The sequence below is a fragment of the Corallococcus sp. CA053C genome, assembly GCF_003611675.1.
Classification (GTDB): Bacteria; Myxococcota; Myxococcia; order Myxococcales; family Myxococcaceae; genus Corallococcus.
On the sequence record NZ_RAWA01000459.1, the window covers coordinates 1 to 7,254 of the forward strand.

The window sequence follows — 7,254 nt, forward strand, 5'->3', positions numbered from 1 at the left end:
GCTTCCGGCTCCGGCGTGGCTTCAGGCGTCAGGGCCTCGGAGGGCGCGTCGGGCTCGGGATCGACATGCAACTCGACCTCGACGGAGAGGACCACCTCGGTGTCATCGGGTATGGCCGCGCCCGGTGGTTCCGGGGGTGGTGCCTTGGCGACGACAGGAGGGGCGGCTTCGCGCGGGGTGACGGGCGCCGGTGTCTCGGGTGCGGTGTCCTTCGGCTTCGCGCGGGACGTGGCCTGCGTGCCTTTGCGCGCGTACAGGTCCGCGAGCATCTGCTGCACGCCCTGGTGGGAGGGATCCAGCTCGAGGATGAGCTTGCTCGCGGCGATGGCGCGCGGCAGGAAGCCCTCCTTCGCGAAGCCCTCCACGGCGGACTGGTAGGCGGAGACGGCGCGGTCGCGCTGGCCTGCCTTGGCCCAGGCATCGCCCATGCGCAGGCGGCTCTGGTGGTCCTTCGGATCAGCGCGGCAGCAGTCCGCGTACAGCTCGGCGGCCTTGGCGAAGCGGCCCTTCGTGAAGGCCTCCGTCGCCTTGTCCTTGAGCTCGCGCAGCTCCATTCACTTCGCCCCGCCCGCAACCGGGGCGTCGTCCTTCAAGGGCGCGGCACCCGCGGCGACGCGGACCTCGCGGAAGTAGTCGCCCTTGAGCGCCTCCAGCGGTTCGGCCTCCATGCCCGAGTTCATCTTGCGCAGCGCCGTGGCCGCCGCGGCGCGGATCTCCGGAAGGTCGTGGTACAGGTCGCGGCCCACCACCTCCGCCGACTTCGCGTCGCCGATGGCGCCCAGGGCCAGCAGCACGTCGCGCCGGGCCACGCTGTTGGAGTCGTCCAGCGCCTTGAGCAGCGTGGGCACCGCGTCCTTCGCGCCCATCCGGCCCAGCAACATCGCCGCGACCGCCGCCTCCGCCCCACCCTCCTTCACCACGCCCTGCAGCACCTCCGAGGCCGACGCGGGCGGAGGTGCCACGCGCGCCAGCGCTCCCAGGACCACCAGCTTCTCGCTGCCCATCTTCGGCAGGGACGTCACCAGCGCGAGCTGGCCGCTCTCGCCCTGCTCCGCCAGCGCCAGCGCCAGGGTCTTCTGCAGCTCGCGGTCGGGCTCCAGCAGGGCCGCGCGCACGATCTCCACGCCCTCGGGCCCCGCGTGCGTCAGGCCCACCAGCGCCGCCGCGCGCAGCGCCGGGCTCTGGTCGTTCGCGTAGCCCTTGAGCAGCTCCAGCGAGCCGGGGGCCTTGAGCGCGCCCAGCCCGGTCAGCAGCGTGGCCAGCGGCTCCAGCTTCGCGGCGTCCACGTCGTCCCCCAGCTCCGAGGGCACGCGCGGCGGGACGACGACCCGGCCGGCCTCCTTCGCGCGGGCAGCGTTCAGCGCCTGCAATCGCTCGAAGAGCTGCGCGTGCTTGCCGGTGCGGTTGTCGTCCTTCGCTCCCGGCGCGCGCGGAGTCGAGGGATCCAGCTCCGGGCTGTACTTCAGCGGCAGCGCCTGCGGGATCCAGTCCGCGCGCAGCGCCGTGATGCCGGCGATCTCCTGCTCGTAGAGCTTCTGGAGCGTGGGCGCCACGGAGGTGTCCCCCACGCGGGTCACCGCCTCGACCGCGAGCGTGCGCAGCGTGACGTCCGGCTGGTTGAGCCACGGCGTCACCTTGGGGAGCAGCGCCTGCGCGGATGGGCCCAGCCCCGCCACGGCCTGAAGCCCCGACGCGGCGGAGGCCGGTTTGGCGAGGCGCTCCACGATGGGCTCCGCCGGGCACCCGCCGCGTGAGCGCATGGCGCGTCCGGCGGCCAGGGCCTCGGCGCGGGCACCGTCGAGCGCGATGGCGCACAGCGCGGCATCCGTGGCGGGCGTGCGCTGAAAGGTCAGGATGGCGTCGGTGGCCAGCGGGCTCACCGCGCTCTTCTCCACGGCGACGGCCTGGAGGCGCGTGGCGGCCGTCGGATCCTGCAGCTTCATCAGCGCGCTGATGGCGGACTCGCGCAGCTCCGGGAAGCTCTCGTCGAGCAGCAGCGCGATGGGCGCGACGGCGCGCGTGTCGCCTGCGTCTCCCAGGCCCCGCACGGCGGCGGCGGCGAGGATGACCTGGCTGTCACGCACCATGGGGAGCAGCTGGTTCACGGCCGCGGGACGGCCGCTCTTGCCCAGCTCCTCGGCGGCGCCCACGCGTTCGGGGAGCGCGCCTTCGGTGAGGGCGAGGAGGTTGCGATCCCAGAGGCCCTTGGACTCGGCGGCGACGACGGTCGCCATGGGGTTCGGGACGTTGGCGCTCTTGAGGGCCTGGACGATGACCTGGCGGGTGGCGCGTCCCCGGCGTCCGTACTGGAGCGTGAGGTACGCCTTGGCCTTGTCGTTCTTCACCTTCGCGAGCGCCAGGGCGGCCTGGCCCTGCACGGCTTCGTCCGGATCCTCGAGCAGCTCTCCGAGGAGGTCCACCACGCGCGCATCCTGGCTCTCGCCGAGCGCGGCCGCGGCCTCGCCCCGAACGATGCCGGAGAGGTCCTTGGCCGCTCGGGTGAAGAGGACCAGGTCGTCCGCGTTGTTCTGGGCGGCCAGCTTCTTCACGGCCGCCGCGCGGGTCTCCGGACGGGGATCCTGGATCTCCGCGAGGAGCTGATCCCGGTTGCCGTTGCACCCGACGAGCAGGGTCAGGGCGAGGAAAAGGGGGCGCACGCGGATTCGCATCGTTCTCCCGGAGCGGCGGACGGTGGAGGTAGGCGGCGGTTATATCAACGCCCCCCCGGGCCGCCCACCGACGGCACGACCCGGGAGGATGGATGTTCTAGCGGGGACGGCGGGGGCCGCGTGGGGCCGAGCGATCAGACGCTCCGCGAGGCGCCTTGCTGGCCCCCTCTTCCGGAGGACCCTTGCGGATGCCCGCGCGCACGATGCGCTCGCCCGTGGGCCGGGCCGAGTCACCCGGACGGCTCGCGCTCGACGTGCGGCCTACGCCACCGCGACGCTCGCGCGGAGGACCGCGGCTGCCACCGTCTTCGCCGCGAGGCTTCCACTCACGGCGCTCGGGACGACCCGCGCCGCCCGCGGACTCGCCGCGGGGCTTCCATTCACGACGCTCCGGACGGCCTTCGCCGCGCGAAGCACCGCCGGCCGGCTTGCCGAAGCGGCCGCCGCCACGAGCACCGCCCTCGGCGCCACCGAAGCGGCTGCCACCCGCGGGCTTGCCGAAGCCACCCGCGCGAGGCGGACGGCCCTCGTCACGGCTGAAGCGCCCTGCCGGCTTGCCGAAGCCACCCGCGCGAGGCGCGCGATCACCGTCCGGCTTGCCGAAGCGACCACCACCCGCGGGCTTGCCGAAGCGACCGCCACCACGGGGACCACTCTCGTCACGGCTGAAGCGCCCTGCCGGCTTGCCAAAGCCACCCGCGCGAGGCGCGCGATCACCGTCCGGCTTGCCGAAGCGAGCACCGCCCGCCGGCTTGCCGAAGCCACCCGCGCGAGGAGGACGGCCCTCGTCACTCCCGAAGCGCCCTGCCGGCTTGCCGAAACCACCGGCACGAGGCGCACGACCCTCGTCACTCCCGAAGCGGCCCGCCGGCTTGCCGAAACCACCGGCACGAGGCGCACGACCCTCGTCACTCCCGAAGCGGCCCGCCGGCTTGCCGAAGCCACCCGCGCGAGGCGGACGGCCCTCGTCACCACCGCGACCCGCGGGCTTGCCGAAGCCACCCGCGCGAGGCGCACGGCCTTCGTCACCACCGAAGCGGCTCGCACCGGCCGGACGACCCCGAGGCGCACCACCCTCGTCACCGAAGCGGCTTGCACCGGCCGGACGGCCACGAGGAGCACCACCCTCGTCACCACCGAAGCGGCCCGCACCCGCCGGACGCCCACGCGGAGCGCCGCGCTCGTCACCGAAGCGGCCTGCCGGCTTGCCGAAGCCGCCCGCGCGAGGCGGACGGCCCTCGTCACCACCGCGACCCGCGCCCGTGTGCGCCGGCTTGCCGAAACGCCCACGCGGAGCGCCTTCGTCACCGCCGCGACCCGCGGGCTTGCCGAAACCACCGGCGCGAGGAGGACGGCCCTCGTCACTCCCGAAGCGCCCTGCCGGCTTGCCGAAGCCACCGGCCCGAGGCGCGCGATCACCGTCCGACTTGCCGAAGCGACCACCGGCCGCGGGCTTGCCGAAACCACCCGCGCGAGGCGCGCGCTCTTCGCCCGACTTGCCGAAACCCGCGGCGCCGCGCGGTGCACGCGCACCACCCGTCTCACCTTCCGCGGCACGTCCAGCGCCGCGGCGACCCTCGGCCTTCGGCTCCGTCACTTCCTCGCCTTCGTCGTCGAACGTCGGCACCTCGGCGTCATCCAGGTCCTCGTCCTCCGTGGGCAGCGTGGCGCCCCGCACGGCGAACTTCGGCGGACGCGTGCCTCCGTCCTGCACGCCCTTCCAATCCTTGCGCTCCGGCCGGGCCTCGCGCGTCTTCGGACCCGTGGGCGCCTTGCCGGCCGCGGCCTTCTTGTCCGGACGCTCGGCCTTGCCCGCGGGCTTGCGCGGCGGCATCGGCGCGTCGTCGTCCATCGACAGCTCGGTCTCGTCGTCGTCCGGCCCGTCGAAGCCCGGCGCCGCACGCCCGTGGCGACGCGGCGGCAGCTTCATCTCCGCTTCCGCGGGCTGCGCGCGACCCTCCGCCACCTCGTTGAGCTGCATCACCTCCGACAGCTTCAGCTGCCGCAGCTGGCCCGGACGCAGTCCTTCCACGCCCACGCCCGCGTACGCCGGACGGAACAGGCGCACCACCGGGTGGCCCACCGCCGCGCACAGGCGCTTGATGAGGTGCGGCCGACCTTCGGCCACGACGATCTTCAGCCAGGTGTTGCGCTCGACCTTCTCGAAGATGCCCACGTACACCGGCGTCGCCATGCCGTCTTCCAGACGCACGCCGCCGCGCAGCTTCTCGATGGTGGGCATGTCCGGCACGCCCTTCACCTTCGCCAGGTACGTGCGCGGCACCTGGAAGCTGGGGTGCGTGAGCTTGTGCGCCAGCGCCCCGTCATCCGTGAAGAGCAGCGCGCCCTCGGCGTCGTAGTCCAGGCGGCCCACGGGGAACAGGCGACGGCCCGTCTCCTCCACGTAGTTCGCCACGGTGGGACGGCCCTGCGGATCCGACAGCGTCGTCACGACGCCAATGGGCTTGTACAGCAGGTAGTACGACGACTCTTCTGGCGGCGTGACGAGCTTCCCATCCACGGTGACCAGGTCCGTGCCCGGCTCCACCCGACTGCCCAGCTCCGTCACCGTCTGGTTGTTGACGCCCACCCGACCGGAGGTGATGAGTTCTTCTGCGTGCCGGCGCGATGCCACTCCCGCGCGAGCCAGGTACTTCTGCAAACGTTCCGCCGCCATTCCTTGCCTTCTTCCATTCCATTGCCGCCCGTCACTCGGGCTTGGGGCCCTCGCTATCACCCTTCCCGGGTGATGGGGGGCTTTCCAGGACGCTGGAACTGACCTTCTGGCTCCGCTCCGCGGCCGCCATGGCCTCCTCCAGCTCCTCCAGCGCGGCCTCACTCGCCGCCTCGTTCTTCTCCATCCGCTTCGTGAAGCCCGGGTCCGACAGCGCCGCCACCGTCCCCGATGCCACCGGCACCGGCGGCGCCGCCTCCTTCTCCACGATGTCCCGATGCTCCTGGGTCAATTCGTGGAATTCCCGCAGCGTGGGCAGCGCCGACAGGTCCTTCAGCGCGAAGAACTCCAGGAACTCGCGCGTGGTTCCATAAAGAATGGGGCGGCCGACTTCTTCCCGCTTGCCCAGGATTTTCACCAGCTTGCGGTCCATCAGCGCCTTGAGCACCGCGCCGCAGTCCACCCCTCGGATGTCCTCCAGCTCCGGCCGCGTGACGGGCTGCCGGTACGCGATGATGGCCAGCGTCTCCACCGCCGCGCGCGTCAGCCGCTGCGGCTTCACCCGAAGGTAGCGCCGGACGTACTCCGCGGAGTGGGGGTCCGTGCGGAACTGCCAGCCGCCCGCCACCTCGTAGAGCACGATGCCGCTGATGCCCTCGCGGTGGATGCCGGAGAGCTGATCCAGCGCCTGGGTGATGGCGTCCCGGTGGATGCCCGTCGCCTGGTACAGCTCATCCACGGACAGGGGGCGCTCGGCGACGAAGAGCACGCTCTCCAGCACCGTGCGGATCCGGTCCACGGACAGGTTGCGGCTCTTGGAGACGAGCTTCTCGAAGGAGCTCTGGAGGTCGGGGACGGCGTCGTCCGAGTCCTCCTCGATGGCGGCGGGCTCCACCCCGTCCAGCTCCGCGTCGTCGGGACCGGGGCCGGTGACGGCGGCGATCTCCTCCTCGGAGAACTGCCCGGGGCCTCCAGGCGTGCCGGGGGCGGGCGTCTCGTCACCGTCGTCGGGACCGTTACCGGTAGTCACTCTCGTCGACCTCCGTGGGGAGCAGCTGTTGCAGCGCGTCCCCGTTGGGCGTCACCTGGATGGGGCCCAGGGGCTCCTCCTGGAAGACCTTGATGAGGCGGCGCTTCACCATCTCCAGCATGGCGATGAAGGTGATGACCACCTCCTGGCGCGTGGCCGCCTCCGTGAACAGCGCCTCGAACACCACCGTCCCGTCCGCGCGCAGGCGCTCGGCCAGCCGGAGGATGGCCTCGGACAGGCTCACCCGCTCCAGCACCACCTCGTGCTGCACCTTGGGCGTCAGGCGCTCGAGCACCCGGTCGAGCGCCTCCACCAGCTTCAGGACCGAAATCTCCTGGAGGCCAATCTCATCGTCCGGAATGGGAACGGCTTCCACCGGCACCCGGCGCGTGAAGACGTCCCGGTCGAGGATGTCCTGCTTCGCCATGTGCTCGGCGGCGTCCTTGTACTTCTGGTACTCCAACAGCCTGCGCACCAGCTCCGCGCGCGGGTCCTGCGCCTCCTCCACCGCCGCGAGCGCATCCGCGCCTTCGGGCACCTGGGCCGCGTCCTGCCGGGGCAGGAGCATGCGGCTCTTGAGGTGCGCCAGCGTGGAGGCCATCACCAGGAACTCCCCGGCGATGTCCAGGTTCAGCTCCCGCATCCGCTCCAGGTACTCCAGGTACTTCCCCGTGATGAGCGCCAGGGGGATGTCGAAGATGTCGACCCGGTGCTCCTTGATGAGGTGGAGCAGCAGGTCGAGGGGCCCCTCGAAGTTGGGCAACGCCACCCGGAAGGCGTCCGCGGGCGTGCGCGGCGTCCCCTCCCCGTCGGGGTCTGGCGGGAGGTCGTCGGGCGGTGGTGGCTTACGACCTTCACTCACCGGACGGCGTCCTTAGGGG

The 7,254-nt window shown here is 72.3% G+C and carries 5 protein-coding genes; all 5 read right to left on the bottom strand.

The genetic code is table 11. The features are described 5' to 3' along the window. Positions 1-554 (bottom strand): tetratricopeptide repeat protein (locus tag D7V97_RS46245; protein WP_368668993.1); only part of this gene is annotated, 554 nt, incomplete at its 3' end. Continuing rightward, entirely contained in the window at positions 555-2,669 is a 2,115-nt protein-coding gene (locus D7V97_RS46885; protein WP_120615362.1) for a HEAT repeat domain-containing protein, read from the bottom strand. It abuts the gene before it with no gap. A 97-nt stretch (positions 2,670-2,766) separates the two neighbouring features. After that, positions 2,767-5,346, bottom strand: a complete 2,580-nt coding sequence (locus D7V97_RS37235; protein ID WP_120615363.1) for a pseudouridine synthase — start codon at positions 5,344-5,346, stop codon at positions 2,767-2,769. A 31-nt stretch (positions 5,347-5,377) separates the two neighbouring features. Then, on the bottom strand, positions 5,378-6,373 hold the full coding sequence (gene scpB / locus D7V97_RS37240) for an SMC-Scp complex subunit ScpB (protein ID WP_120615364.1): 996 nt from the start codon (positions 6,371-6,373) through the stop codon (positions 5,378-5,380). Continuing rightward, the gene (locus tag D7V97_RS37245; protein WP_120615365.1) at positions 6,360-7,235 is read right to left on the bottom strand and encodes a ScpA family protein; all 876 of its coding nucleotides are present in this window, start codon (positions 7,233-7,235) and stop codon (positions 6,360-6,362) included. Before D7V97_RS37245 ends, scpB begins: the two co-directional genes overlap by 14 nt. Positions 7,236-7,254 lie beyond the last annotated feature (19 nt).

Excerpts from the sequence above, each read along its gene's own strand:
- D7V97_RS46885 (WP_120615362.1), bottom strand. The coding sequence starts at position 2,669 with ATGCGAATCCGCGTGCGCCCCCTTTTCCTCGCCCTGACCCTGCTCGTC.
- D7V97_RS37235 (WP_120615363.1), bottom strand. The coding sequence starts at position 5,346 with ATGGCGGCGGAACGTTTGCAGAAGTACCTGGCTCGCGCGGGAGTGGCA.